Genomic DNA, 24,115 nt, shown 5'->3' with positions numbered 1-24,115 from the left:
CAGTGTCGATTTTTTTCGGTTGACGCCCGACCAGTCGGTCGAGCATCTGTTGGAGCAGGAGAGGGCAGAATGACAAAACGTCCGCTTATGGATATCGCGCTGCTCAAAGGGCATGCGCCCTATACGCTGGCCGGGTTCGCGGCCTTCCGGTCGGTTATCGATACCGATGGCGCGGTGCCTGCGCGGCTGAAGGCGTTGTTCGTTGCCGTCGCCGCGATCGACCGGCGCCATTTGGGGCTGGCGCGACGCGAGATCGCGCGCGGCGTGATGCTCGGGCTGACGCCGCTTGAAGCGACGGCGGGGCTCATCGTGCTGACCAGCCTGCGCGGCGAGGCAGCGGCGATGGACTTCGCCGATATCCTCGACACGGCGTTCGAGGATGTGCAGGCGCCCGCTCCGGCCGAACTTCCGACCGCCGCCGCAGGCGAGGCCGAAGCCAATTTCACCGCCTATTTCGGCACGATACCGCCGCCGCTCCAGCAACTTCTACGCCTGAGCCCTAAAGCCGCCGATGCCTATTATCTGATGCGGCGCGGCAGCATCGACGCAAACCCGCTTTCGCCGAAGCACGGCGAACTGCTGCTGCTGGCGATCCTCGCAGCCGGGTACAGCCCGATGGCGGCGACGCATGTTCGCGGCGCCCGCAACGCCGGCGCGTCCGACGAAGAGATTGCCGAAGCCGTGTTGTGTGCCGTGCCCGCGGCGGGCGTCGCCGCCTGGATGGCGGTCGGCGGCATGCTGGCGCCCCCCGAGGAGGGCGGCATCCCGCGCTGACGCACGGGCCGATCTTTCCAACCGTTCACCAAGGAGACAATCAGTGGAACCCGAAAAGGACGTCATCCAGTACGAGCTGGCCGATAACGGCATCTGCACGATCTGGCTCAACCGGCCGCACAAGCGCAACTGCGTCAGCCCGCAGCTTCTGCGCGAACTGGAAGTCGCGGTCGATCGTGCCGCTGCCGACAAGAAGGCGCTCGCCGTCGTGTTCCGCGGCCGCGGCAACACCTTCTGCTCGGGCGCGGATCTCGACCAGCTTGTCGGCCCTGTGCTGCATGAGACGACCGTATCGCTCCAGCTCGCGATCGACTCGGCGCGGACCTACGACAAGATCTACAACATGAGCAAACCGACGATCGCGGCGGTCGAAGGCTATGCCGTCGCCGGCGGTTTCGAGCTGATGATCTCGTGCGACTTCGCGCTCGCGGCGTCCGAGGCGAAGATCGGCGACTTCCACATTCGCCGCGCGCTGTTCGGCGGCGCCGGGCCGATCTACCGGCTGCCGCGCTACATCGGCATGCGCAAGTCGAAAGAACTGATGCTCACCGGCAAGCTCCTCACCGGCGACGAGTGCGTCGAGTGGAATCTGTGCAACGCCTCCGCCCCGGCCGCCGAGTTCGACAAGCTGATCGAGGATTTCTGCGCGCCGCTGATCGACAAGAGTCCGTTCTGCATGTGGATGACCAAGATGGCGCTCAACCGCGGCATGGACGCGGATACCAACTCGCTCATCACGCTCGAAACGATGACCTGCAACGTCGTTCATCACTCGGCCGATGCGAAGGAGGGCGTCGCCGCGTTCCTCGAAAAGCGCAAACCCGTCTGGACGGGCAACTAAGCGATGTCGGTCAGCATGGTCGTCCTGGCCAGCCGGCCGACGGACTGGACGCACGAGCAGTTCACGATCTGGTGGCGCGGGCCTCACGCCGACGCCGCCAGAGTCCTGCCCGGGCTGACAGCATATCGGCATGGCGCGGTCACCAAGGATTACGACAATCCCCAGGCGCCGGGCTGGGACGGGCATGCCGTGCTGACCTTCGCCGATCAGGCCGCGCTGGATGCGGCCTTCGCGTCTCCCGAATGGAAGGCCGCGACCGCTCAGACCAAGGGCATGGGCGGGCGGCGCATCATCCTGATCACGCAAGAGGTCGATCTGCTGGCGGGGAAAAGTGATGGCTGAGATGGTTCGCGGCTTTTCGACCGGGCAGTTCCGCCTCGACGGCAAACGTGCGCTGATTACGGGCGGGCGCGGTGCGCTCGCCGAGGCGATGGCGGCGACGCTTGCCGACCTCGGCTGTTCGGTCGCGCTCGCGTCGCGATCGGAGGCGGATTGCAGCGGCGTCGCCAAGGACATCGCTAAGCGGTTCGGTGTTCCTGCGATCGGGCTCGCTTGCAACGTCGCGGACGAAACATCGATGGAGGCCGCTGTCGCCACGGTCGTCGATCGGCTGGGCGGGCTCGACATCCTCATCAACAACGCCGGCGCCTCCTGGTGGGGCTTGCCGCAGGACATCCCGCTCAAGGGCTGGCAGAAGGTGATGGACGTCAACGTGACCGGCACGTTCCTGGCCTGCCGCCACGCCGCCCGCCACATGATCGCTGCGGGCGGCGGCGCGATCGTCAACATCGCCTCGGTCGGCGCGTTCATCTCCTACCAGCCCGATGCCGGTCAGGTCGTGCCGTACACCACCAGCAAGGCGGCAATCGTCCACCTCACCAGCGATCTCGCCGCGCAATGGGCGCAGCATGGCATCCGCGTGAACGCGATCGCGCCCGGCTCGATCGAAACGGGGATGACCGAAACGCTTGACGCCGCGACGCAGGAAAAGACCCGCGCCGGTATCCTGCTGCGCCGCTTCGGCAAGCCCGAGGAAGTGACCGGCACGCTGGCGTTGCTCGCATCCGACGCGGGTAGCTTCATCACCGGACAGACTTTCCTCGTCGATGGGGGACAATCCCTTGCCCGATGAAGCGACCCATCCCGCGTTCGAATGGGGCGAGGCGCGGCTCTGGCCGCAGTTCGAAGCGCTGACCGCCGCCAGTCCCGATGCGCTCGCCATGGCGGATTGTCAGGACCGGCTGTGGAGCCGCCGCGAGCTGCACGATCTGGCCAGCGACATCGCGGTTCAGCTCGCGAACGCGGGGGTCTCCGCCGGCTCACGCGTGCTCGTCGCGGCGCACAAGGCCCCCGCGACGATCGCGACCGCGCTGGCGGTATCGTCGCTCGAAGCGGTGTTCTGCCCGGTGTCGCCCAAGCTCGGGCCCGCCGATCTCGCTCTGATCGAGGCGCGGATCGGCCACGTCGCCAAAGTCCTGCCGACCAACGCGAGCCGCATCGAAGTGACCTCGGGTAAGGGCGTTCGATCCGCCGATCCGCGCGATGCGCACACGGTTCTGATCGGTTTCACCTCCGGTAGCACCGGCATTCCGAAGGGCGTGATGCACGGGCCGGGGGCGCTCAACTATGCGACGCGCGCCTGCGCGGCCATCGCCGGCTTGCAGGCCGGTGACGCGATCCTCGGCATCGTGCCGTTGGACAGCGCGCCCGGCTTCACCTTCACCGCGCATTTCGCGCTCTCGCTCGGGCACCCGCTGGTCCTCGTCGATCCGTGGGTGCCAGCCGAAGCGTTGCGACGCGCCGAGCGCTATGGCTGCGGCTGGGCGATCGCCGTGCCGACGCACCTGTTCTCGATGGTCGAGGCGGCGCGGCAGGGCGATTGGCACGGGCGCTTGCCGCTGCGGGCGATGGCGGTCGGCGGCAGCGCGATGACCGCAGACCTGATCGCGGATGCTGACGCGCTGCTCGGCCTCAAGGCGCTCCGCATGTTCGGCATGTCCGAATGTATGGGCCATGCATCGACCCGGCCCGATCATCCGCTCGAGCATCGGCAGATGTTCGACGGCATCCCGTTCCCCGGTACCGAGGAGGAGGCGTTCGATTCGGACCTGCGCGTCTTGCCGAGAGGCTCGCGCGGGCAGGCGGGCGTGCGCGGGCCGTCGCTGTTCCTGGGCTATGCCGAGGGACTGGGCGCGGGGCAGGAATGCAAGACCGCCGACGGTTTCTACCTGACCGGCGACGAGATCATCCGCGACGAAGCCGGCTTCGTCCGCGTGGTAGGCCGTATCAAGGATCAGATCATCCGGGGCGGTTTCAACATCGATCCAGCGGAAGTCGAGGCGGCCTTGCTGCGCCACCCGGCTATCGCCGAGGTCGCGGTCGTCGCGGTTCCGGAGCGCAAGCTCGGCGAACAGGCGTGCGCGGTGTGCCGCTTGCGCCCGGCCGAAGGCGAAATCGATCTTCCCGCGTTGCTCGATCACATGGCGACGCAAGGCGTGTCGCGGAAGAAGTGGCCTGAACATCTGGTGATCGTCGACGCCATGCACGTCACCGCCACGGGCAAATTGGACAAGAAGGCGATGGCCGCCGTCGCGATCGACGCGGTCGAGCTGCGGCGCGGGGCTTCCCCGCGGGTTTAGGAGAGAGCACATGACCGAACCGGTAGAGACCGCCGGGGCCGGCGGCATCGCCATCCTCACGCTCGACAATCCCCCGGTGAACGCGCTGTCGGCAGCGCTGCGGGCCAGTCTGCTACGGGCACTGGAGCAGGCCTCGGCCGACGCCGGGATCACGGCGATCGTACTGATCTGCGCAGGGCGGACCTTCATCGCGGGCGCCGACATCACCGAGTTCGGCAAGGCGCCGCAGCCGCCGAGCTTCCCCGATCTTTTCGCTGCGATCGAACAGGCGCCCAAACCCGTGATCGCGGCGATCCACGGCACCGCGCTCGGCGGCGGGTTCGAACTGGCGCTCGCCTGCCATTACCGGGTCGCGACGGAGAGCGCCAAGGTCGGGCTGCCCGAGGTTCATCTCGGGCTGCTGCCGGGGGCAGGGGGAACGCAGCGGCTGCCCCGTCTCGTCGGCGCCGAAGCCGCACTCGATATCATCACCTCCGGCCGCCAGATCGGCGCGCGCGAGGCGCTTACCCTCGGTCTCGTCGATACGCTCGTTCCCGACGCGGACTTGCGTGAGGCCGCGATCGCCTATGCGCGCGATGTCGTCGCGCAGGGTTCTGCTCTGCCGAAGGCGCGAGACCGGACGGACCGGATCACCGCGGATCGTGAAAATCCCGCATTGTTTTCGGACTTTGCCGCCGCGAACGCCCGCCGCTTCAAGGGGCTCGCCGCGCCGCAGGCGATCATCGCGGCCGTCCAAGCTGCCGTCGAACTGCCCTTCGAGGAAGGGCTCGCGCACGAGACCGCGCTGTTCGAGCAACTCGTGGCAAGCCCGCAATCAGCAGCGCAGCGCCATGTGTTCTTCGCGGAGCGCGCAGCGGCGCGCGTGCCCGACCTGTCCGCCGACGTGCCGGTCCACGAGATCCGATCGGTCGGCGTGATCGGCGCGGGGACGATGGGCGGCGGCATCACGATGAACTTCCTCAACGCTGGCATCCCCGTGACGTTGGTCGAGACGACGCAAGCGGCGCTCGACCGCGGCGTCGCGGTGATCCGCCGCAATTACGAAGCAACGGTCAGCAAGGGCCGGATGCGTGCCGAGCAGATGGAACAGCGGATCGGCCTGATCTCGCCCACGCTCGATATGGTGGCGCTGTCCGACGCCGATCTCGTCATCGAAGCGGTGTACGAGAATATCGACGTCAAGCGCGAGATTTTCGGCAAGCTCGACACGATCGCCAAGCCCGGTGCGATCCTGGCGTCGAACACATCGTTCCTTGATCTAAACCGGATCGCGGCGGCGACGCGGCGGCCCGAGAGCGTCGTCGGTCTCCACTTCTTCTCGCCCGCCAATGTGATGCGGCTTCTCGAGGTCGTGCGGGGCGGAGAGACGGCGCAATCGGTGATCGCGACCTCGATGCATCTCGCCAAGCGGATCGGCAAGGTGGCCGTGTTGAGCGGTGTCTGCGACGGCTTCATCGCCAATCGCCTGCTCGCGCCGCGCGGCGCGCAGGCCGAGGCGATGATGCTGGAGGGGACGCCGATCGCGGAGATCGACCGCGTTCTCGTCGAGTATGGCTTCGCGATGGGCCATTTCCAGATGATGGATCTGGTCGGCCTCGACGTGATCGGCCGCGATGCGACCGAGCGAACCGTGATGGGCGATCTCGTCGCGGCGGGCCGGCTCGGTCAGAAGCGGGGAGCCGGTTATTACGATTACGACGACAAGCGGCGGCCCAGCGCGTCCGACACGACCGCCGAGATGATCGACGCGGTCGCGAAGGCGCGGAACGTCGCGCCCAGTCCCACCGTCGGCGACGAGGCGTTGCTGGCGCGGCTGCTCTATCCGGTGGTGAACGAGGGTGCGAAGATCCTCGACGAAGGCATAGCGCTTCGCGCGTCCGATATCGATATCGCGGCTGTTCTCGGCTACAATTGGCCGGTGTATCGCGGCGGGCCGCTGTTCTGGGCCGATCAGATCGGGCTCAGCAGGATCGTCGCGGACATGCGCGCGCTGGAAAGCCGCCATGGCGAGGCGTTCCGCCCCTCGGATCTGCTTCTCAGGCTCGCCGAAAAAGGGCTTGGTTTCGGCGACAGGGCGTGAGCCGCAACCGCGCCTGGGTTCTGGCGCGGCGACCCGAAGGGCCGGTCGCCGCCTCCGATTTCGCGTATCGCGAAGAGGACTATGTCGCGCCGGAGCTCGACGACGGGGAGCTGCTCGTCCGAACCCGGATTTTCTCCTGCGCGCCCACGATCCGCAATTGGCTCAACCCGCCCGGCCGGAGTTACCGCGGCGCGATCGGCATCGGCGAAGCGATCCGGGGCATGGCGGCATCCGAAATCCTCGCCACGCGTCATCCCCGCTTCGCGGTCGGCGATCTCGTCACCGCGGTGACGCCGTGGCAGGATTATGCCGTGCTCCGACCCGAGACCGCGGCGGTTCCCGTCACCACGGTGCCGCGTGGCATGGATCCCGTCGATGCGATGACGCTCTATTCCCCGAACAGCCTGACCGCCTATTTCGGTCTGTTCGCGGTCGGAGAGCCCGAGCCGGGCATGACCGTCCTTGTTTCTGGCGCCGCCGGCTCGGTCGGCGCGATGGCCTGCCAGATGGCGAGGCTGGCGGGGTGCCGCGTGGTCGCCGTCGCAGGCGGGCAGGAAAAATGCCGGTGGTTGGAAGAGCATTGCGGAGTGGCCACCGCGATCGATTACCGCGTGGGCGACTTGGCCTCGCGGTTGAAGGCCGCCAGCCCTGACGGATTTGATGTTTTCTTCGACAACGTCGGCGGTCAGATCCTGCAGGATGCGATCGATCAGATGGTGCCACATGGCCGAATTGTGCTGTGTGGCCAGATCTCCGCCTACGACACCGGCCGGCCGGCGGCAGGCCCGAGCGATATGATGAAGCTCGTCTATGGTCGCATTCGCATGGAAGGTTTTGTCGTTGGGGATTTCGCAAAACGGTATGACGAGGCAGCGGCGGCGATCCGCGCATGGTCCGCTAGTGGCCAGTTGCAATGCCGGGTCGATCTGCGAAGGGGATTCACGCTGCTGCCGACCGCGTTCGCGGGTTTGTTCTCCGGGCTGAATGCGGGAACACTGCTGGTGACAACGGAAGCGTAGCGCGCACAGCGCGGGTGGTCTGATCGTCGCTGACTCCATCGGCGCGAAGTTGATGATCGGCCGCCCGCCGTTGAGGCGATAGTTAGTCTGCGCATCGATCGCGATGCCCCGGGCGAGGAACGTGTTCGTGTTGAACGGGCTGGTGGTTTGCTGCGTGACGCCCGGTGTATTGCGCAGCGCATCGTCCAATCCGAGCGCTCCCTGATCGGTCAGGAGCGCGCGCGTCACGACGTTGACCGTTGCCGGGGTGTATAGAACATCGCGATCGCGGAACGCGCCGACTTGAACGACATCGACATCATAGTGCGTTTCTCGCCCTCCGTCGCCAGCAGGCCGTTATGATTGACCGGCAGAGCTTCTACACGGGTCACGCCATATTGGCGCAGCGTCCTTTCCTTGAACGCCTTGAAGAAGGGATCGTCGGGATTGTGGCTGTCGCCCGGCTTGTGCAGGTCCGTGCGCCTGGTCTCAGACGGGATCGGGCGTGATTTGAAGATGAACTGGCCGTGCATGCCGCAGGTGAAGCAAAAACCTGCGACCGCAATCAGTCACGGCATGCGGCAAGGCGCCCATCCGGTACGTCACGAGGAAGCAGGAGCGCGCTACCGGCCGCGATCGGAAGAAGCAAAAGGGCGATCCCGAAGAAGGCGGGCGCGTAGCTGCCACTCGAGTCGGCGATGATCCCGGCGATCCATGGGCCGAACGCGGCGAGCCCAGCAAGCGTCCAGACCGCGCCGAGCGCGGCGGCGCCCTGAACCGGCCCAAAATATCGCACCAGCAGCAATGTGACCGCCAGCGTCGCGCCGCCGACACTGACGCCCACCAGTATCGCAAACGCTGTTAGAAGAGCGGTATCGACGCTGCTGGCGAGGATCGCCAGCCCGGCCGCGCCTGCCAACAGCGAGATCGGCAGCAGACGCCGCGCGGAAATAAGCCTGACGCCGAACCCGAGCAAACCGGTCGCCAGCGCGCTGGCAAGCCCCTCGATACTGAGCAGCCGCGCAGCAATCACGGTTCCCTGACCCTGTGCCGCCAGATAAGGCGGTGCGACGCTTGCAACGGTGATGATGCAGATTTGGCTGGCGACGACCGCCGCCGCCAGCGTCAGGAAGATCGGGGAGCGTAGCATCCGACCAAGCCTCCTCAAAGGTGATCGGCTGTCCTCTCGTGGATTATCGAGAGGTGGCTCGCGTAGGCAGGCTGCGCATGTACCGGCCATCGTCGCTGCAACCAGCGCCACGACGCCGCAATACCCGCGCCAGCCCACCTCCGCGATCAGCGCCTGCGCAACGGGCGGACCGACCGCGTTTCCGAGCATACCGATCATCATGTATATGCCGATCCAGCGCGCGGCCCGCGTGCCGGCCCAGCCCGACAGCAGGAATACCGCCGGCGAATTGCCGCTGAGCGAGAACCCGACGCCGCCGAGCAACGCGGCCGCGTAAAGCTCGCCCAAGGCGTGCGCACCCCCCAGAATCAGGAACGCGGCGCATAACACCGCCTGACCAAGTATGATCGTGCGGCCGCCACCAATCCATCGGATCAGCAGCATTGGCGCCGGCGCGGCGATGCACGCGCCCAGCACCACAACTGTATAGGCGAATCCGCTGTCACTCGCCGACAAGCCGAGACCGGGGGCAGTTGCGAATAGGACGATCCCGAACGACGCGAATACAACCGACTGCGCGATTATCAGTGCCAGCGACGTCGCCGTCAGTACCGCCAGTGCACGGCTCCGGCCCCGGCGTTCGTCACTCTGCATCAACGCGGCACGTCGCCGCGGATCTGGACGCGGAAGCCTGAGCGGGTCTGCGGAAAATAATCCCAGATCGCGGAATGTTGCGCGCAGCGATTGTCCCAGAAGGCGATCGCGTGCGGCGTCCAGGTGAAGCGGCACTGGAAGGCCGGATGCTGGAGATGCTGGAACAGATATTGGAGCAGCGCATCACTTTCGGCGCGCGGAACGCCCTCGATATAGGTGGTGAAGCCCTTGTTGACGAACAGAGCCTTACGCCCGGTCGAGGGGTGGGTGCGGATGACGGGATGGCTGGTACGCGGCAGTTTCATGCCCTCGGGCGTAATGCCGCCGAACCCGACCGCGGCGTCGTGCATCGCGGTAAGCCCTTCGAGATGCGCCTTCATCCGCTCGGACAGGGCGTCGTACGCGGCATACATGCTCGAAAACACGGTATCGCCGCCGACCGGCGGGATGGTGTGCAGGTACAACACCGATCCAAGCGGCGGCTCGGGATCGCAACTCATGTCGGAATGCCAGTCCTCGCCCGCGACGAAGGTGGAATCCTTGTCGGCATGGATGATGGTGACTTCCGGGTGGCCGGGCGCCTGCCACGGCTTGGTGCTCGGCGCGATGTGGATCCCGCCGAAATATTCGGAGAACCGGATATGCGCGGCATGGTCGATCGGCTGATCGCGGAAGAACAGCACGAGCCGATCGTCGAGCGCGCGGTGCAGATCCTCCACCTCCATGTCCGACAACGGGCGGTTGAGGTCGATGCCCGACACTTCGCCCCCGATCGTCGGCGTGAGCGGGCGAACCGTGATGGTGTTATATTCCACGTCTGTCTTCCTCTTGTTCGTCAGGACATCGGCCATGCGGTGCGGAGCGGCAGCCCGGCGCGCTCGATCACGGCGGCGGCGGCGGCCCGCCCCTCGGCGTACAAAGCTTCCTCGTCGATCGTCGTGCAGCGGAAACCATCGACGACGCGCCGGCCGCCCACCCAGACCGAATGCACGCTGCGCCCGTCGGCGGACCACACGAGCTGGCGCACCGGATCGTTGATCGGCTGCCATTCCGGCCGGAAACTGTCATGCGCGACGATATCCGCCTGCATACCGACCGCGATGCTGCCGATCGAACCGGCACGGCCCACCGCCTTCGCGGCGTTGATCGTCGCCATCTCCAGCGCCTCATGTGCCGGGAAGATCTCGCGATCTTCGCGGGCATCCTTGAACAGCCCGGCCATCAACATCATCACGCGCATCATGTCGTGGTTGGCGGCGCCGTCGGTGCCGAGCAGCACGTTGATCCCGGCCTTCGCCATTTCGGGGAACAGACCGTGCGCCGTGGTGCCAAGGCCGGTCCGGATGGCCGCGCCGGGGCAATGGGTGACATTGGTGCCGGTCGCCGCGAGCAGCGCGATTTCGGCAGCATCGACATGAACCATATGGACCAGGTTGAGATGCGGGCCGAGCACGCCGAGCGCATCGAGATGCACGATCGGCCGCTTGCCGGTGTTCGCAAGGTACCACTTCGAATCGTCGGCGACCGGGCTCATATGCGCGGAGACGCCGCACCCCGTCTCACGCGCCAGCGCGCTCGCCCGCTGCCACAAGGCATCGGAGGCGGTGTTGTGGCCAATCAGGATCGGCCATGCCGAAATCAACCTGCCGTCTTGCGGATAGCGGGCGATATCGGCCGCCAGCGCGGCGACGGCGGTTTCGGTCAAGGCGATCTGGTCTGCATTGGGATCGAACGCGCGGTCCATCGTCCAGCGGCCGGCGATGCCGCGGATGCCGCTGTCGGCGATCGCGTCCATCACATCGTCGAACGCGATGATCGTGCCGGCCTCGAGAAAGGTGGTGGTGCCCGATCGCAACATCGCCGCGATCGCGAGCTTGGTGCTGACGATCTGCTCGGCTGCGGTGTGCGCTTCGTACAGCGGAATCACCCAGCGGCCGATCTCCTCATCGAACGGCAGCGCCTCGGGCAGGAATCCGCGGATCAACGTCTCGGTGACATGGACATGGCCGTTGATGAAGCCGGGCGTCAGCACGAAGCGTCGGCCGTCCACGGTCTCGCGCGCCTGCACCTGCGCCGCGACATCGGCGCGTTTGCCGACCGCGACGATGGTGTCGTCGGCGATCGCCACCGCACCGTCGGCGATGACACGGCGTTCGGCATCGACCGTGATGACGGTCGCGCCGCTGATGAGCGTATCCACGTGCATTCGCGCCCCCAAAGCCGCCGGTCGATGTCGTACCTTAGCGACCGACCGCCACGACGCTTGAGCACGAGCGGCCCAATAGTTGATCGGCGATCACCGCGCCGGCAGGCCCGGCACCGCGCACAGCCCCTGGTCGATCAGCTCGCGCGCCGCACGGAACAGCACCGGCTCGTTGCCCGCCGCGCTGATCAACTGGATGCCGAGCGGCATCGGAAAGTCCCCGGCGAGCGGCAGCACCAGCGCGGGCAGCCCCATCAGACTGATCGGTTGGGTATAGATGCCGAGATGGCTGCGCGCCGGGATCGGCTCGCCCCCGAACAGCATCACCGGATCGGCGATGGTTGGCGCGTAGCCTGGCGCCGCCGGCGTGAACAGCACGTCGCACAGCTCGAACTGGCGCCGCAGCCGTTCCTGGATCCACGCGCGGAAGCGCTGCGCGCGCAGATAATCCTCGCTCGGCAGCAGCATGCCCGCCAGCATGCGACCGCGCACCGGCGCCTCGAACGCCATCGGGTCTTGCTCGATCCCCGGTCGGTGCAGGCTCCCGCCCTCTGCGGCGATGATGACCGAGGCGGCCGCGCGCGCTATTTCCGAATGTTCGAGTTCGAAGGTGATGCGGCCGAGCCGGTTCCAGAAGGCGTGCAGCGGTGCGCGCATTTCCTCGGCGATATTGTCGTCGAACCAGCTCATCAACCGACCGAACCGGATCGGCTCGCGCCCGGCCTCGCGCTCGGACGCGCCGTCGCGGAGGATGGCGTAAACCAAAGCGAGATCGTCGAGATCGCGGGCGAGTGCGCCCACCACATCGAGGCTTTCGACGAAGGGAAAACAGCCGCCGCGCGGCAAGGCGCCATAGGTCGGCTTCAGCCCGATCACACCGCACAGCGCCGCCGGAACGCGCAGCGACCCGTTGGTGTCGAACGCGAGCGAGAAGGGTACCACCTGCGTCGCCACCGCCACGGCGGACCCGCCCGCGGCACCGCCTGCGACCCGCGTGGGATCGTGCGGGTTGCGGGTCGTGCCGAAATGGGCGTTCATCGTGACGAAGCCATAGCCGAATTCGTCCATGTTCTGCGTGCCGATCAGCACGGCGCCTGCCGCTTCCAGCAGCCGGATCGCGGTGGCGTCGCGGCTCGCGAACGGGGCACCGTGGCGCGTGCCCGAACCGGCGGTGGTGATCTCGCCCGAGACGTCGAACAGATCCGCGGCGCCGAACGGCACCCCGGCCAGCGGCCCGGGATCAAGCCCCGCCTCCACCAGCTTGTCGATCGCTTCGGCGCGCAGCATCGCGCGCCGGCGCAACAGCCGTGTGAACCCGCTACGCTCACTACCCAGCGCCTCCGCATGGTCGAGCGCCTGGCGGCACAGATCGGCGGCCTTGAGCTGGCCGTCGCGAACCGCCTGCGCGAGCGTGATCGCGGTGGGCGGCCGCGTTGCCATGCTCACGCCTCGAAGCGCAACGCGCTCGCACTGCGCGGATCGAGCGGAAACGCGCGCAGCGTCGCGACGTGATCCTGCAACACGAGCAGATTGGCCAGCGTTTCGGTAACGCACGGGTCGGGCACGTCGAGGCCGGCTTCGGCGAGGCGCGTCCTTACGCTCGCCTCGGTGGGACGGGCCGCGTTGGGCTTGGTTTCGGCCATCGGGCGCCCTCCTGACTGCAAGCTGTTGGCACACTGGCGCCCACCTCTTACAACCTTGGCGCGCGGCGGCAAGCCACCGGAAGGGGGGTCAGCCGAAGCGGAACGCGGAGATATCAGCCATCATCACGTTGTCGGTAAACACTCTGGCACCCGACGAATCCGCGCCGGCTCCGGCCGCGACCATCAACGGCAGAAGATGCTCCTCGCGTGGATGCGATTCGCGACCTGCCGGTGCGTCGGCCCATTGCACCAGGGCGGCATCGCGCTCGGCGACCGGCGCCTCGATGACCTGCGTCAGCCACTGATCGAACGCCGCTGAGGGCCGCGTCGCGGCGGGCGTGCGGAAGGCACGCATATTGTGATAGCTCATGCCCGACCCGACGATCAAAATGCCCTCGTCGCGCAGCGGCGCGAGCGCGCGGCCGGCGGCGAGATGCTCGGCCGGATCAAGATCGGCCTTGAGCGACAGCGGCACCACCGGGATCGTCGCATCGGGATCGACGACGAGCAACGGCACGAACACGCCATGATCGAAGCCGCGTGCCGGATCGGTACGCGCCGGCAGCCCTGCCTGTTGGAGCAACGCGACCACTCGTGCCGCAAGCGCGGGGTTGCCCGGTGCAGGATATTGCAGTTGGTAGGTGTGCGGCGGGAAGCCGTAATAATCATATATCATGCCGGGATCGACCGCGGTCGATGCGGTGAAGGCCGGCTCCTCCCAATGGCCCGAGATTATAACGATCCCCTTAGGCCGCTCGGGCAGGGTGGAGACCAGCGCGCGCAGCCACGCCTCGGTCTTGTCCCAGGTATCGGCGGGACCACCCATCATCGCGCTCCAGTCCATGAAGAAGCACGGACCACCGCCGTGGGGGATGAACAGGGTCGGCATCGTGGATGCCGGATTACGCGTCGCGCTGGTTTGTGCGGTCATGATATCGGTCCCTTCGCGCGATCTCGCATCTGGTACGCTTACCCTTCGGTGGACGCGCGTTCGCGTGCAAGTCCACAGACTTGACAGCGCGCGAAGGAAATCTTGCGAGCCGCGTTATTCGCTTGGGATCGCCGCCGATCGGGGATGTACTTGTCGCCTGGACAACGGAGGACGCGCCTTGCAGACTGCCGCTCGGGATGGAACCGCGACCCGGCTCGCCATCGCCGCCACCACTGGCAACCTCGTGTGCATCACCGCCGCCATCAGCGCGACGTTCGGCACCTTTCTCGTACCGATCTCGCAAGAATTCGGCTGGCCGCGCGCGGCGGTGTCGGGCGTGCTCGGGTTGATCGCGATCCTGTCGGCGCTGAGTTATCCGCTGATCGGGCGGGCGATGGACCGCGTCGGCGCACGGCCGATCATCCTTACCGGCAACGCGCTGCTGGCGCTGTCGATCGCACTCCTTGCGCTCACCAACGGCAACATCTGGCTCTTCTATTTCCAGTTTGGCATCGTCGGCCTCGCTGGCGCGATGTGCGCGTCGCCGATGATCGCCAAGGTCGTCTCCAACTGGTTCGACGAAAGGCGGGGGCTGATGTTGGGCGTAACCGCCGGCGTCGGCAACGGTGTCGGTGCGACGGTCGTGCCGATCGTCGCTGGCGTGCTGTTGCCGCTGCTCGGCTGGCGCGGCACCTATGTGGCGATCGGGGCGATCGTGCTGGTGGTGGGTGCGCCGGTGCTGTGGCTGTGGCTGCGCGACAGCCCGGATGTCGAGCGCCACCGCGTCGAGAAGTCCCAGACGCTGGCGAAAGGCATGACGCCGGCCGAGGCGGCGCGAACCGCGCGCTTCTGGCTGCTGCTGATCGCGGTGGCGAGCGGCGCCGGCGCGATGACCGCAGTCTTCACCCATGTCGTGCCGATGATGATGGACCGCGGCTTCGGACTCGGCGAGGCGACCGGAATCGTCGTGATCTTCGCGCTGGTGACGGCGGCCTGGCAGGTCGTGACCGGAGGTCTGCTCGACACGTTCCGATCGCCGATACTGATCGTGCCGATGTACGTCGCGGCGATGCTTGGTCTCGCGCTGCTCGAATTCGGACATGGCGGGATGACGATGACGGCGGCGGGGGTGTTGCTCGGCATCGGCATGGGCGCGGAATATGCGGCGCTATCGTATTTCTGCTCGCGGTATTTCGGGCTGCGGCATTTCGGCAGCATCAACGGCATCCTCTACGCCGCCGTCATTCTCGCGCAGGGGCTGACCCCCGCGCTGATGGACATGAGCTATGACCGCACCGGTTCGTACGACCAGGCCGCGACCGCGCTGATCGGAACGCTGGCGGCGGGCATGGTGCTGCTGTTCTTCCTGCCCTCGCTCGGCCGGCGGGGCAGCGACGCGGAGATGCCGGGGCTTGTCGCGGCGCAATGAGCATCACGCCTCCGTGACAGGGGCGTGGGATGGATCAACATTCGAACGCAAAAAGCCCCGATCGAACCGACCGGGCCTTTGCCTTTCTCGTCGTTACGTCCACCTCAGCCCGGATCGATGACCGAGCCCTTCTGCGGGAACATCCGCCGCTCCACCCGTGCGTGAACACCCACGGTGCCATCGACCACCTGGGTCACGCCGAAATCGGTCGCGACGCTCATCAGCGAATAGGCGTCGTTCTTGCTTAGCCCCTGATGCTCGTGGAGCAGATGCAGCATATCGAGCGATGCCGCCTTCATCGCCGCATCGAGATCGGCGCCGAAGCCGTGGACGATCCAGTTCTCGGGCGTTTCCAGTAGTGGTGAGGGGAAATCGAAATCCTTGCGCAGGATGATCTGGAACAGGCAGTCGAGCGACGCCTCGATCGCGGTGCCGGAGATCTCGCCGTCACCTTGGCTGACGTGCGGATCGCCGATCGAGAACAGCCCGCCTTCGACCTGGCATTTGTAGAACATCGTCGATCCGGCGCCGATCCGCCAGTTGTCGATGTTGCCACCGTGCAGACCGGGGGGAATCGTCGAGACCGGTTCGTTGACCGCCGGCGCCACCCCGGCGGTGCCGAGATGCGGGCGCGCCGGAATCGTGATGCCCGGTAGCGCCGGCTGACGATCGCACACCGGGCAATTGGTGATGGTGCCCGGCACGAGATAATCACCGGGGAAATCGTAGGCGTAGAGCGCGTGCGCGGTGTTGGCGTTGGCGTCGAGTTCGTAGATCGTCACGCGCTCCTTGCGGCCGAACTCCTCGTAGAGATGCCCCCAGTTCGCCGCGAGGTTCGAGCCATAGGCGTTGCGCGGCACCATCTGGAGGTAACGCACCTCTATCATGTCGCCGGGCTCGGCATCCTCGATGTAGATCGGCCCGGTCATGATATGGACGCCCGGCGCGCGGGTGGCGGGGTCGACCTCCCGGAAGATCCGCTCGATGCCCGCGTCGAACATCAGTTCGGGCGCGTCGCCTGCGTGGTGGGTCACCGCTTCCGCGTGGATCAAATCGCCGCTGCGGACGCGCAGCGCCGGTTTGATATCCGGGGAAAAATACCCCCAGTGAATGGTCTCCGGTGTGGCTTTGAGATGCCAGAACGCGGCTGGCCGGCTTTGCGCCTTCGCCACGCTTAGAGTGGTCACGGAAGCCATTAACTGCCCCTTTGTTGCTTGCAGGATCGACCATGGTGATGTCGAACCGATGCCTCCGATGGTCTTGCGCCGGCGCGCCCTAGAATTTGCGGAGCAGGCGGCAGCGATGAACTCGGTCAACAAAGTGATCGTCCCAGACCAAGCGCGCGGCGCACGCCTCGCGCACAGTCCGATCACCCGAGCCGGCGCCGCTGGCGGTACGCGATACGAGGAACAATCCATGCCCAACACGCTCATCTTCGTCGACATGCCGAGCGACGATCCCGCTGCCGCCGGGCGGTTCTACGCGGAGGTGTTCGGCTGGCGCGACGACGAGAAGCCGGCGGGCGTTTATCACCGCATGGTCCCGGGGGGCATGTTCCCCAACCCCGACGGCAGCGATAGCGCGATCGGCAACCTCCACCTCGGCATTTTCAAGGCCGACAACGCTCGCCCGCATCCCGAAGCGGAAGGCGTCGCTCCGCGCGAACTCTCGACCGAAGGCCGCAAGCCGCGCATCTGGGTGCTCATCAGCGACGACGACACGCCCGAACGCATCCTGTCGGCGGCCGAAGAACGCGGCGCGACGATCCTGTGGCGCAACCACTTCTGGTCGACCTTCAACGGCCTCAACCACGCCTTCCGCGATCCGTGGGGCAATGAGATCATCCTGTGGGGGAAGGCGGGCGATCCGCCCGTCATACCCGCCGACTATACACGCGAGTAAGTACGCCGCCTCGATCACCCGATTGCCTTCCCGCCGCCGTCGTGCAGGTTGGCAGTCGATCCACATACCGCTTTTTCCCAGGAACATCCCGATGCCCGCGCGCCTGTCCGATAGCTTCATCGAATCCCTCTCGTCTTCCGCGGTCGATCTCGCGGAGGCGGTGACGCTGCCGCCGGCCTGCTACACGAGCCGGGATTTCTATGAGTTCGAAAAGGAAGCGCTTTATTACGCCGAATGGCTGTGCGCGGGCCGTGAATCCTGGATCCCGGAACGCGGCGACTATTTCACCACGCGCATCATCGGCGAGCCGATCATCGTCGCGCGCAACCAGGCGGGCGAGATCAAGGCGATGTCGGCGGTGTGTCAGCACCGCGCGATGCTCGTGGCGGAAGGCAGCGGCAACGCGCGCGGCTTCCTGTGCCCGTATCACCACTGGAGCTATTCGCTCGACGGCGCGCTGGTCGGCGCGCCGGCGATGAACAAGACCTGCGATTTCGATCGCAAGGCGAACGGCCTGCCCGCCTTCGCGGTCGAGGTTTGGAACGGCTTCGTCTTCATCAACTTCGACAAGCACGCCGCGCCGCTCGCGCCGCGTCTCGCCAAGGTCGCGGAAGCCATCGCCGGCTATGATCTCGCGAGCGCCGAAGGCCCGCGCCCTGAGCCGGCCGCGAAGCTGCCGTGGAACTGGAAGGTGATGTTCGAGAACAACAACGACGGCTATCACGCGAGCCGGCTGCACCAGGGGCCGTTGCACGATTTCGTCCCCTCGGGCCGCGCCGAATTCCCGCCGTCGGAGCCGGAGGATGCCGGCTTCCTGCGCTTCAACGGCACGCTGCACCCCGATGCCAGCTTCAACGCGACACAGCGCGCGGTGCTGCCGGTGTTCCCCGGGCTGACCGACGCGGACCGGTCGCGGATGACCTTCGCCAACGTGCCGCCCTCGCTCAGCCTGGTGATGATGAGCGACATGGTGATTTACCTGATCCTGCGCCCCGACGGCCCGGAATCGCATGAGCTGGAAACCGGCTTCCTGTTCGCCCCCGGCGCGATGCGAGCGCCCAATTTCGACAACCTGCTCGACATGAACATCGCCGCATCGGGCAAGATCATCGCGCAGGACATGCACGTCGACGCCTTGGTGCAGGAAGGGTTGCGGTCTCGGTTCGCGCCGCGCGGTCGCTATTCCTGGCAGGAGGGCGCGCAGGGCCAGTTCAACAAATGGCTGGTCCACCGCTACCGCGCGGCGCACCAGCGTCTGGGTGCCCAGGACGGAATCGCGTAGATTTAGCGTCCCGGCGACGCGTGGACATTCTGCCACCATATTTTTCCGCGACGGTCCCCTGTGGACGATGTGGGGCTGCTGAAGGGGAAATGCGGGCATGACCGGAGTGCGACTGACGACCAATGCCTATCCGCACGACCAGCGGTTGGAGGCATGGCGGTTCGCATTGCGCCGGGTTTCGCTGACGCTCGAGATGGCCGCAGAGGACATCTATGGCGATCTTGTCAGCTTCACCAGCGGGCAGCGGCTTCAGTTCATTCGCATCACCGGCACCGCGCAGACGATCGCGATCGACTTCCGGCAGGAAGCGCGCTGCTTCTGGCTCGTTCTCCTGCTCGAAGGCGCGTTGCGCGCGACCGGCGGTGCCGCGAGGCTGGAGATCGGTGAGGGCGACATGGTCTATGGCAGCGGCGATACGCCGTGCGAGATCGCTCTGACCGGAGAATTCCGGCTGCTCGTCGTCAAAGTCCCGCACAATCTGCCCGCGCTGAAAGCGCGCTCGCCGCTGCCGACCGATATCAGCAACCTCATCTCCGATACCGCGACCGGGCGGATGCTGTCCGGTCTGCTGCGCACCGTCGCCGACACGATCCTCGACATTTCCGACGATCAGATCCGACCGGTCGAACTCGCCCTGCCCGAACTGATCGCCGCGACCCTGCTCGACCGCGCGCCCACCAAGGCGCTCGGCGGCGCGGCGGGCGGACGCGCCGCGATCCTGGAGCGCGTGTTCCAGTCGATCGAGATGCGATTGTCCGACGCCAATCTCAACACCCACCAGATCGCCGCCGAGCACGACATCTCGCCGCGCTACCTCCAGAAGCTGTTCGAGGCGCATGGCGAGAGCTTTGGCCATTACGTGAAGCTTCGCCGCCTGGAGCGATGTCGGCTCGACCTTCACAGCCCATTGCACGCGCAGCGTTCGATCTCGGAAATCCTGTTCCAATGGGGCTTCAACGACAGCGCCTCGTTCAGCCGCGCGTTCCGCGAGCAATATGGCATGAGCCCGCGCGAATATCGCAAATCGCCCGAGGCCGACGCCACCGCCGCCGGCCTTCCCCGGCGCGGACGCCCCGAAAAGGCCCGCGACGTGCGGTTGGACGCCGCCAAGACCGGCGCCGCCATCGCCACCTTGCCGCCGCTCGACGATGCCGCGCGTACCGTGCGGCATCACTTGCTGCCGGTCCGCCCCGACACGATCCACTGGGGGTATTTCAGCCGATCGCTCAAGCCCGTGCTCGAAATCCGCTCGGGCGATTATGTGACGGTCGAGACGCTGACCCACCATGCCAACGACGATGCCGAAAGGATGGTAGAGGGCGATGCCGGCGCGGAAAGCGTCTATCACTGGACGGCGGACGGCAAGGCGGTCGAGCGGCGCGGCGCGGGTCCGATCGACGCTTCCGCGTTCGGGCGCGGCCCCGGCGAAGGGTATGGCGTGCATATCTGCACCGGCCCGATCGCGATCGAGGGCGCGCGGCCCGGCGATGTCGTCGAAGTCCGCATCCTCGACATGGCGACGCGTCCGAGCGCCAACCCGCGCTTCGCCGGGCGCTCGTTCGGCAGCAACGCCGCCGCCTATTGGGGTTTCCACTACAGCGATCTCATCACCGAGCCTAAGCAGCGCGAGGTCGTCACGATCTACGAGATCGGCAACGAGCCGGGCCGCACCACCGCGCAGGCGGTCTATTCGTACCGCTGGACTCCGCAGACCGACCCGTCGGGCGTGGTGCATGACCGGATTGACTATCCTGGCATCCCGGTCGATCCCGAGACGATCACGCGCAATTACGACGTGCTGCGCGACATCACCATTCCGGTGCGCCCGCATTTCGGCGTGGTCGCGCTCGCGCCGGCGCATTCCGAACTGGTCGATTCGGTGCCGCCCGCCAATTTCGGCGGCAACATCGACAATTGGCGGCTCGGCGCGGGCGCGAGCGTGTTCCTGCCGGTGAGCGTGCCGGGCGGGCTGCTGTCGCTTGGCGATCCGCATGCCAGCCAAGGCGATTCCGAACTGTGCGGCACCGCGATCGAATGTTCGATGACCGCGACGATCCAGGTCATCCTTCACCCCGCCAAGGCGAGCGCCAAATTTATCCGCGACCTCGATTATCCGATGATCGAGACGCGCGACGAATGGGTGATCCTGGGCTTTTCGAACCCCGATTACCTCAAGGAATTCGGCCCGAACGCCCAGAGCGAGGTGTACAAGCAGTCCTCGATCGACCTCGCCATGCGCGACTGTTTCCGCAAGGCGCGTCGCTTCCTGATGACGCTGCGCGATCTCACCGAGGACGAGGCGATCTCACTGCTGTCGGTCGCGGTCGATTTCGGGATCAGTCAGGTCGCCAACGGCAATTGGGGCGTCCACGCGATCATCCGCAAGAGCCTGTTCTCGGCCTGAACGGGCGTCATGTTGGGCGCCGACGATGTCCAAGAGTGCGCGGGAATATGGCCGAAGCTGTGCGTGTAGGACAGACCAACACGGGCGCGTCCTGAACGAGGAGAGTTGCTGGAAGCACGAAACCGCTGCGCGGAGGGGCGCTCGGGGCACGGTAGAGGTGACAGACTGAGTGCCGCGCGACGTTTGAGCGCTCAGGGAGACAGGCAGAGCATCGGGGCTTCACCGGGAGGAGCTGCCATGACTATCCCATCCCTACGCCTTAGGCCCGCTCGCCTCGCGCGCCCGTTTGAGCTGTCGATCGACTACGATCTCGCTGGTTTCGCTCATGCGCAAATAGACGGTCAACGAGATCGCGATCATGCCCGAGACGTACCAGTAGAAGCCGCGCTCCAGCCCCGCCGATTTGAACGCCAGGGCGACATATTCGGCCGTGCCGCCGAAGATCGTGTTCGCCAGCGCATAGGGCAGGGCGACGCCCAGGGTACGGATGTTGGCCGGGAACAGCTCTGCCTTCACCACCGCGTTGATCGCCGTATAGCCGGTCACGATCACCAGCGCGCCGAGCACGAGCAGGAACGCCTCGAACGAGTTCGCGACCGTTTCGAGCCGCATGAAGATCGGCACGGTCAGCGTCATGCCGGCAACGCCGAAGCCGATCAGCAGCGGCTTGCGGCCAACCCGATCGGACAGCCAGCCGGCCACCGGCTGCAGCAGCATGTAGATGAACAACGCCGCCGCCATGATGCCGGTCGCGGTATCGCGCGCGAACCCGACCGAGTTGACGAGGAACTTCTGCATGTACGTCGAATAGGCGTAGAAGGCGAGCGTGCCGCCGGCGGTGAGCGCCATCACGATCAACACCTGCTTGGGGTGATGTCGGAACAGTTGCAGCCCGCTCGAGCGTGGCGCGGCGGCGTCGGCCTCGACGGCCTTGAAATCCTGCGTCTCGAGCAGGCCGCGCCGCAGGTAGAAGACGCTGATCGCCAGCACCCCGCCGATCGCGAACGGAACGCGCCAGCCCCATTGCTCGAGCGCCGCCTCGGGCAGCATCGTCTGAAGCAGCAGCAGCACGCACAGCGCCATCAATTGCCCGGCGATCAGCGTGACATATTGGAAGCTGGAGAAGAAACCGCGATGCTCGCGCTGCGCCATTTCGGACAGATAGGTCGCGCTCGCGCCATATTCGCCGCCGACCGACAGACCCTGCAACAGCCGGGCGAGCAGCAGCAGCGCCGGCGCGCCCGCGCCGATCGTCGCATAGCCTGGCGTCGCGGCGATCAGCAGCGAGCCGCCGCCCATCAGCATCACCGACAGCGTCAACCCGGCTTTCCGACCATGGTGGTCGGCGTACATGCCCATCAGCCACGCCCCGAGCGGCCGCATCAGGAAGCCGACCGCGAAGATCGCCGCGGCGTTGAGCAACTGCGCGGTGCGATCGTCGGCCGGGAAGAAGACCGGCGCGAAATAGAGCGTGAAGGCCGAATAGACGTACCAGTCGTACCATTCGACGAGGTTTCCCATCGACCCGCCGAAGATCGAGCGGATGCGGCTGGAGGTCGAAGGGGCGGGGGCGCCGGGCGCGGGCGGAGGTGAAACTGTCATGCGCCCCAGAACGGATGGCTCAGCGATCTCTGCCACCGCCCGCCCCGGCCCGTGGCGGATTTCCGGCAGGCAGCAGAATGACCGAATTGTCCTTGCCCGACACCGAACGGATGTCGAAGCTCTGCGACAGCGCGGTCACGAACTGATCCGAACTGCCGGCCTTGAAGGTGCCGCCGACCCGCAGCGAGGCGATCTGCGGATCGCCGATCACCAGCGGCGCGGTGCGATAGCGGTTGAACTCCTCGACCGCCTGCGCGAGCGTCTCCCCGTCGAACTGGATCACGCCGTCCTGCCAGGCGGTGCGCTGCGCGATCTGACCGGGCAACAGCGCCGTCGTCGAGACGGTTCCGCTGCGGATCGCCGCCGCGGTGCCGGCACCGACCATCTGTGTCGGCGCGGCGCCCTCATGCACCGCGACCCGGCCTTCGATCACGGTCAGTTCGGTCAGATCGTTGCGCAGGCGAACGGCGAAGGCCGTGCCGACCGCGCGCACGGTGGCGTCGCCGGCCTGCACGATGAACGGGCGTTGCGTGTTGTGGGCCACATCGAAGCGCGCCTCGCCCTTGAGCAGATGGACGAGCCGCTCCCGGTCGCGCATCGCGACCTCGACCGTGCTGTCGGTGTTGAGATGGACGAGACTGCCGTCCTCGAGCCGGTAGCTCTTCTCCTGGCCGACGGCGGTGTGCAGGCGCTCGACCGCGGCCCATTTCTGCAAACCGATCGTCCCGGCGGTCGCGACCAGCATCGCCGCGACCATGCCGGCGACGATCCGGCGATCGAAGAACGCTTCGAAGCGGCCCGCCGGCCCGGCGATCTCCTCCGGTGCGACCGAGGGGGTGATCTCACTCAGGCGTTCGCTGAATTCCCACGCGGATTCGGCTTGCGCGAACGCGAAGCCATGCGCGGGATCTTCGGCGATCCAGGCGTAAACGGCGTTCCAGGCATCGGGCGTGTCGAGCGTGCGCGCCTCAAGAAAGCGCCGTGCCGCTTCCTGGTCGATCGCTTGCCGTTCCTCGGCGTTTTTGTATCGACCATCCAAAACCCAGATCCTCATATTGGCCGATGGCCTGCATGATCTTCAACGCGGCGCGGCCGATATGCTTGTCTACGGTCGAAACGGACAGACCCATCTCGTCTGCTATCTCCTGGACCGATTTATCGTGGACGCGCCGCAAAATAAACGCGCGACGGCATTGGATCGGCAAGGTTTCGATGATCGCTTCCAGCCGCCGCAATTCGTCGCGCGCCTGTAGCCGCGCCTCGGCGCCGCTGTCGATCGCGATCAGATCGAGATCGGCGACAAGGGAGAGCGACACGATCTTGTCGCGGCGGACCTCGTCGATGATCATGTTGCGCGCGATCTGAAAAAGATAGGCGCGGCCGTGAACGATATGGTCGAACTCGACGGTGGCGAACGCCCGCGTCATCGCCTCCGAGACGAGATCGTCGAGATCGTCACGGCGCGGCAGGATGCGGCGAACCCGTTCGCGCAAGGCCGCCTGATGCGGCAGGATCGTCGCCTTATACCAGTCCAGACGCTTTCTGACCAACTCCACCGCGACCCCCAACTGACCGTAAGCCCCATCTCATGCCCGCGATTCGCA

21 protein-coding genes and 2 pseudogenes are annotated in these 24,115 nt (G+C 66.3%); 11 read left to right on the top strand and 12 right to left on the bottom strand.

The window, feature by feature from the left end; genetic code table 11:
- Window positions 1–69 precede the first annotated feature (69 nt).
- Genes PX554_RS05030 through PX554_RS05000 form a run of 7 tightly spaced genes read left to right on the top strand, consistent with a single transcriptional unit; the run spans window position 70 to window position 7,353 of the window.
- Window positions 70–774, top strand: a complete 705-nt coding sequence (locus PX554_RS05030; protein ID WP_275499487.1) for a carboxymuconolactone decarboxylase family protein — start codon at window positions 70–72, stop codon at window positions 772–774.
- Between the two features lie 43 nt (window positions 775–817).
- Entirely contained in the window at window positions 818–1,615 is a 798-nt protein-coding gene (locus PX554_RS05025) for an enoyl-CoA hydratase/isomerase family protein (RefSeq protein WP_093221079.1), read from the top strand.
- A 3-nt stretch (window positions 1,616–1,618) separates the two neighbouring features.
- Window positions 1,619–1,957, top strand: coding sequence for an EthD family reductase (locus PX554_RS05020; protein WP_275499484.1), 339 nt, complete (start codon window positions 1,619–1,621; stop codon window positions 1,955–1,957).
- The gene (locus PX554_RS05015) at window positions 1,950–2,747 is read left to right on the top strand and encodes an SDR family NAD(P)-dependent oxidoreductase (RefSeq protein WP_275499482.1); all 798 of its coding nucleotides are present in this window, start codon (window positions 1,950–1,952) and stop codon (window positions 2,745–2,747) included. The genes PX554_RS05020 and PX554_RS05015 overlap by 8 nt, the downstream gene beginning before the upstream one ends.
- The gene (locus PX554_RS05010; protein WP_275499480.1) at window positions 2,722–4,254 is read left to right on the top strand and encodes a class I adenylate-forming enzyme family protein; all 1,533 of its coding nucleotides are present in this window, start codon (window positions 2,722–2,724) and stop codon (window positions 4,252–4,254) included. The genes PX554_RS05015 and PX554_RS05010 overlap by 26 nt, the downstream gene beginning before the upstream one ends.
- 10 nt (window positions 4,255–4,264) lie before the next feature.
- On the top strand, window positions 4,265–6,334 hold the full coding sequence (locus tag PX554_RS05005; RefSeq protein WP_275499478.1) for a 3-hydroxyacyl-CoA dehydrogenase NAD-binding domain-containing protein: 2,070 nt from the start codon (window positions 4,265–4,267) through the stop codon (window positions 6,332–6,334).
- Window positions 6,331–7,353 carry an NADP-dependent oxidoreductase gene (locus PX554_RS05000; protein ID WP_275499476.1) on the top strand — a complete coding sequence of 341 codons (1,023 nt, stop codon included), beginning with the start codon at window positions 6,331–6,333 and terminating at the stop codon, window positions 7,351–7,353. Before PX554_RS05005 ends, PX554_RS05000 begins: the two co-directional genes overlap by 4 nt.
- Window positions 7,354–7,473: 120 nt before the next feature.
- Here PX554_RS05000 and PX554_RS04995 read toward each other — a convergent pair.
- The 8 genes and pseudogenes from PX554_RS04995 to PX554_RS04960 form a co-directional block, all read right to left on the bottom strand.
- Window positions 7,474–7,581, bottom strand: a pseudogene (locus tag PX554_RS04995) (hypothetical protein); the annotation flags it as partial.
- Between the two features lie 74 nt (window positions 7,582–7,655).
- Window positions 7,656–7,808 (bottom strand): annotated as a pseudogene (locus PX554_RS04990) (DUF3526 domain-containing protein); the annotation flags it as partial.
- 89 nt (window positions 7,809–7,897) lie between these two features.
- Window positions 7,898–9,115 (bottom strand): MFS transporter, encoded by a 1,218-nt coding sequence (locus tag PX554_RS04985; RefSeq protein WP_275499991.1) that lies wholly within the window; start codon window positions 9,113–9,115, stop codon window positions 7,898–7,900.
- Complete coding sequence (locus tag PX554_RS04980) at window positions 9,115–9,930, bottom strand: TauD/TfdA dioxygenase family protein (protein WP_275499475.1); 816 nt, start codon at window positions 9,928–9,930, stop codon at window positions 9,115–9,117. Before PX554_RS04980 ends, PX554_RS04985 begins: the two co-directional genes overlap by 1 nt.
- A gap of 20 nt (window positions 9,931–9,950) precedes the next feature.
- Window positions 9,951–11,321: an amidohydrolase family protein gene (locus tag PX554_RS04975; RefSeq protein ID WP_275499473.1), complete on the bottom strand. Its 1,371-nt coding sequence runs from the start codon at window positions 11,319–11,321 to the stop codon at window positions 9,951–9,953.
- Window positions 11,322–11,411: 90 nt separating this feature from the next.
- A complete protein-coding gene (locus PX554_RS04970; RefSeq protein WP_275499471.1) occupies window positions 11,412–12,758 on the bottom strand; it encodes an AtzE family amidohydrolase in 1,347 nt (448 codons plus the stop codon).
- 2 nt (window positions 12,759–12,760) lie between these two features.
- A complete protein-coding gene (locus PX554_RS04965) occupies window positions 12,761–12,961 on the bottom strand; it encodes a hypothetical protein (protein WP_093221063.1) in 201 nt (66 codons plus the stop codon).
- Between the two features lie 88 nt (window positions 12,962–13,049).
- Complete coding sequence (locus PX554_RS04960) at window positions 13,050–13,892, bottom strand: DODA-type extradiol aromatic ring-opening family dioxygenase (protein ID WP_093221059.1); 843 nt, start codon at window positions 13,890–13,892, stop codon at window positions 13,050–13,052.
- Between the two features lie 178 nt (window positions 13,893–14,070).
- Here PX554_RS04960 and PX554_RS04955 point away from each other — a divergent pair, with 178 nt between their 5' ends.
- Window positions 14,071–15,321 (top strand): MFS transporter, encoded by a 1,251-nt coding sequence (locus tag PX554_RS04955; protein ID WP_275499468.1) that lies wholly within the window; start codon window positions 14,071–14,073, stop codon window positions 15,319–15,321.
- Window positions 15,322–15,425: 104 nt separating this feature from the next.
- Here the strand turns inward: PX554_RS04955 and PX554_RS04950 are convergent, their stop codons facing one another.
- Window positions 15,426–16,517, bottom strand: coding sequence for an acetamidase/formamidase family protein (locus PX554_RS04950; protein WP_275499466.1), 1,092 nt, complete (start codon window positions 16,515–16,517; stop codon window positions 15,426–15,428).
- A 220-nt stretch (window positions 16,518–16,737) separates the two neighbouring features.
- Between PX554_RS04950 and PX554_RS04945 the strand changes: the two genes are divergently transcribed.
- The 3 genes from PX554_RS04945 (at window position 16,738) to PX554_RS04935 (ending at window position 20,909) form a co-directional block, all read left to right on the top strand.
- Window positions 16,738–17,223, top strand: a complete 486-nt coding sequence (locus tag PX554_RS04945) for a VOC family protein (RefSeq protein ID WP_093221834.1) — start codon at window positions 16,738–16,740, stop codon at window positions 17,221–17,223.
- A 91-nt stretch (window positions 17,224–17,314) separates the two neighbouring features.
- Entirely contained in the window at window positions 17,315–18,505 is a 1,191-nt protein-coding gene (locus PX554_RS04940; RefSeq protein ID WP_093221051.1) for an aromatic ring-hydroxylating oxygenase subunit alpha, read from the top strand.
- A 97-nt stretch (window positions 18,506–18,602) separates the two neighbouring features.
- Entirely contained in the window at window positions 18,603–20,909 is a 2,307-nt protein-coding gene (locus tag PX554_RS04935) for an acetamidase/formamidase family protein (RefSeq protein WP_275499463.1), read from the top strand.
- A gap of 252 nt (window positions 20,910–21,161) precedes the next feature.
- Here the strand turns inward: PX554_RS04935 and PX554_RS04930 are convergent, their stop codons facing one another.
- Genes PX554_RS04930 through PX554_RS04920 form a run of 3 tightly spaced genes read right to left on the bottom strand, consistent with a single transcriptional unit; the run spans window position 21,162 to window position 24,067 of the window.
- A complete protein-coding gene (locus PX554_RS04930) occupies window positions 21,162–22,511 on the bottom strand; it encodes an MFS transporter (RefSeq protein ID WP_275499461.1) in 1,350 nt (449 codons plus the stop codon).
- Window positions 22,512–22,530: 19 nt separating this feature from the next.
- Window positions 22,531–23,550 carry a FecR family protein gene (locus tag PX554_RS04925; RefSeq protein ID WP_275499459.1) on the bottom strand — a complete coding sequence of 340 codons (1,020 nt, stop codon included), beginning with the start codon at window positions 23,548–23,550 and terminating at the stop codon, window positions 22,531–22,533.
- Entirely contained in the window at window positions 23,480–24,067 is a 588-nt protein-coding gene (locus tag PX554_RS04920) for a sigma-70 family RNA polymerase sigma factor (protein WP_256326052.1), read from the bottom strand. The genes PX554_RS04925 and PX554_RS04920 overlap by 71 nt, the downstream gene beginning before the upstream one ends.
- Window positions 24,068–24,115 lie beyond the last annotated feature (48 nt).

The organism is Sphingomonas pollutisoli, from assembly GCF_029167165.1.
GTDB lineage: Bacteria > Pseudomonadota > Alphaproteobacteria > Sphingomonadales > Sphingomonadaceae > Sphingomonas > Sphingomonas pollutisoli.
The sequence above is the reverse complement of the archived record's forward strand: the minus strand, read 5'-3'. Positions and strand labels throughout refer to the sequence as shown.